Origin of the sequence: Xenorhabdus entomophaga (assembly GCF_037996725.1) — a bacterium.
Lineage (GTDB): Bacteria > Pseudomonadota > Gammaproteobacteria > Enterobacterales > Enterobacteriaceae > Xenorhabdus > Xenorhabdus khoisanae.
In genome coordinates, this window is the sequence record NZ_JBBMXH010000192.1 from 1 (window position 1) to 3627 (window position 3627).

At 36.4% G+C, this 3627-nt stretch carries 3 protein-coding genes and 1 pseudogene; all 4 read left to right on the forward strand.

The genetic code is table 11. The features are described 5' to 3' along the window. Positions 1-159: 159 nt before the first annotated feature. On the forward strand, positions 160-921 hold the full coding sequence (locus AAC854_RS21750; protein ID WP_340618918.1) for a thioesterase II family protein: 762 nt from the start codon (positions 160-162) through the stop codon (positions 919-921). 330 nt (positions 922-1251) lie between these two features. Further along, the gene (locus AAC854_RS21755) at positions 1252-1860 is read left to right on the forward strand and encodes an RBBP9/YdeN family alpha/beta hydrolase (protein WP_340618919.1); all 609 of its coding nucleotides are present in this window, start codon (positions 1252-1254) and stop codon (positions 1858-1860) included. A gap of 251 nt (positions 1861-2111) precedes the next feature. Next, positions 2112-2894, forward strand: a complete 783-nt coding sequence (locus AAC854_RS21760) for a polysaccharide lyase (RefSeq protein ID WP_340618920.1) — start codon at positions 2112-2114, stop codon at positions 2892-2894. 190 nt (positions 2895-3084) lie between these two features. Further along, positions 3085-3521: pseudogene (locus AAC854_RS21765) on the forward strand (LysR family transcriptional regulator); the annotation flags it as partial. Between the last annotated feature and the right edge of the window lie 106 nt (positions 3522-3627).

Genomic DNA, 3627 nt, shown 5'->3' on the forward strand with positions numbered 1-3627 from the left:
TGACTTTAATGTTTTGACCTATGCGCGTTTACGAGGTGCGTGGTTCGACGACTTTCAGTCGTCGGCACCGAAGTGTGCTAACCCACCTACTTCAGTAGGTGGTAGTTAAGTTTATCTTCTTTTGAAACGCCCCATTTATACAACTAGAGGAACTTGATTTTGTTTAATTCAGTTTTATTTCCTGTGATTAAAAGACCTGAAGCTGGAATGCAGTTGATATTTCTACACCATGCCGGAGGCTCTTGTTTTTCTTATGTGGAATTGGCTCGCAAATTGCCGGAATTTATTGAGGTCTATTGTCTTGAGCTTGCAGGTAGAGGAACTCGTGCTTCTGTGTCTTTTCAAACAGATGCTGAAAGTGTACTGTCCGATATCCTTGCTTCGGTAAAGAATTTGAGGTTAGGAGAGGATAAACCTTTACTTTTATTCGGACACAGTATGGGAGCAGAACTTGCCTATCAACTTGCTTATAGGCTTGAAAATGAAGCGCCTGAAAGAAAGTTAGGTCTTGTTATTTCAGCCCGTGGCTGCGCTGATCCTGCGGATTTGAAAAATAAGCCACATGAGGAATATTCTGATAATTATGTATTGAACATACTTGAACAATGTGGGGGAACGCCTTCAGACGTCTTAGTTAACCCTGAATTACGTAGCTACGTAATTGAAACAATGAGAAATGATCTGATTTTACTGGATTCTTTGTCTAAATTTCCCAAAGTAAAACTAAATGCTCAAATTTACGTCATAGGAGGCCGTCAAGATAAAAGAGTGCCTGTTTCTCGATTAGCGGAATGGGAGCGGGTACTGCCTGCGCCAATAAAGCAACAGGTTTTTACGGGAGGGCATTTTTATTTGTTTAATAATGATGAAGTGATCTCTTGGCTTGAAAAACAAGCCAGAGAGCTGGTAAGGCAAAATTAGGCTTGTTATTTCTGATATTGTTTTAGGGGTGTTATTTAACTGATTGATATTAATAATTTATTATGTCATGCCAAACAAGGAGGTTGTCACAATGCCAAGGTTAAAACAGTCAATTTATTAGTCAAGTTTATCGTATTGAATATTAGTGTTTTTGGTACAAAGGTTTTTAATTTTATATGGTCAACCTCCTTTTGGGAGTACGTTGACCAATTTGTATTTATTTTAATCAGCCATAAAGAGGAATAATATTGACTTATATCAGTCACAAGTTATTAATAATAAACTGTTTTATCTCCATTAATGGATGAATTTTTCAGTAGGGTAAGATCAATGACAATAGCAATGACGAGCAGACACGATTTGTTTACTGGTAAAAAAATAATTGTTGTTCATGGATATACAGCATCACCTTCATCAAATTGGTTTTCTTGGTTAAAGGAAACGTTAACTGAACAAGGTGCAGAAGTGAGTGTACCTGCGATGCCTGAATCATCAGCACCTCAACCTGAAGCATGGGCTGATATGCTGATGGATATCGTACCAACGGCAGATAACGATACGATTTTTATTGGTCATAGTCTCGGTTGTATCACTATATTGCGGCATTTGGAGGCGATAAGAGCGATATCCCCTTATATTGGTGGATATATTTTGGTTTCTGGCTTTGATTCTTCTCAAACAACTTTACCAGAGTTGGATTCTTTTACTGGCGAGCCATTGGATTATACTTTTTTATGTGGAATGACAGAACATCGTGTTTCGATCATTTCTTCTAATGATGAAATTGTTTCACCACAGTCGTCCCATGCTTTGGCTCATTCGTTGCAGACTAAAGTTATTAATGTTGATAATAGTGGTCATTTTCTTGATAGAGATGGTTTCACTCGCCTGTTACCTGTTTATGATGCTCTAAAAACCATGGTATCAGATTCAGAATAGAAAGGTGGTGTTTTCCTGAACCTCCAGTTTATTAGGCTTAATCTGGGGGTTAGGTGATTGTGCATATTAAATATAAAAGACCAATGAGTTATTTTAAATAGAGAAGGGTGATTATAGAGTTTGACTCTGATTTAAAACAGAGACAATATGAAAATATGTTTTTAGAGAAATGGTATTCTTATTGAATTTAACTTTTGTTGTTTTAGGGGCTTATGTGGAAATAAAAATGTATCCTATATAAGGAGTCAATTATGGCACCAATGCATTCATCCTCTGTTTCCAATGCTAATAATAATGATTTAATTAATGTGGATTTTGAGCATAAAGTAGGAAAATACACACCTAAAGATTTTAAATCTGATTGGGGAATCTCACCTACTTTATCATCTGGGCTTAATCAAGGTCGGTTAAATATTGTTATTGATCCGCAAGGTGATCAGAACAAAGTATTAGAACTCACTTATCTTGCCAATACAGTTTATTCTAAGGCCGGAACCTCATTCAATGCACCAATAAAAGGTAAGCATGAAGCATTATGGTTGCAATATAATGTGATGTTCAGTAAGGATTTTATGTGGGTTAAAGGTGGAAAATTGCCGGGTTTGTCTGGCGGAGATCACCCTTCAGGATGCGTCGATAATGATAGTTTTGATGGTTTTAGTAGTCGCTTAATGTGGAGAAAAGAAGGGGAGTTATTTGGTTATCTTTATTATCCAGAAAAAGAATCCCGGTGTGGTGATTACGTTAAATTAAATACCTCTTTAAAGAAAGGAATTTGGTATACACTAACACAATATGTCAAGCTGAATAGTATTGGTAAACGTGATGGTATCTATATACAATATGTTGATAATCAGGAAGTATTAAGACTGAATGATATTAAATTGAGAAATGAAAATAATGTTTTTATTGATGCGATAAAATGGAGTTCATTTTTTGGCGGCTCTACATTGGATTGGGCACCACCAGTAGAACAATATGCTTATTTTGATAATTTTATTGTTAGCCTTGAAGAACCTAATAATGTTGGATAAAACAATAAATAAAAAAATGCAAAATAAGTTTTATATTCTGACAACGCGTAAAAATAGGTTTTTATTTTTTGGCTCACATACTCTGGCATGTGAGCTGTTTGATATTTTTATTTGATGGTGAAAGGTTTGATTTATTATTTGGAGAGTTTACACTGTCCGCCTCAAACGAATTTTGAAGTATAAATAATTTATGTTATCTACCCATGAATATGCAAACGATTTGATCTTGTTTGCTTTGATTGTTGACTGTGGGTCTTTTAGTAAAGCGGCAGAAAGCGCGGGCATCACCAGTTCAGTCATCAGTAAACGTATTGGGCGTTTGGAAAAATCTCTTGGCGCTCGCCTTTTATATCGTACTACGCGCAGTCTCGCCTTAACTGAAAATGGACGGGAACTTTATCAACATGCCAAGGAAATCAGATTGTCTGTTCTCCTGCTTATCTGGAAAAACATCCTCAACCACAGTCTGCGGAAGATCTTCTCGACCATAATTGCCTGACCTATACCCATCAAGAAAGTGGTACGGCCAATTGGTTGATGAAACGGCCTGATAGCCGTGATATCTATGAATTACAGGTCAATGGAAATTTCTCTTCCAATAATGCACTCGCAATCCGTAAGGTGATATATAACTTTTCATAATTATGAGAATTTCATATTTCCTATTCCTTTCCAACTATTTGCTGAAGCGGCATTCAAGAAAATCTTAACTCTTTTGATGAGCTGCCACATA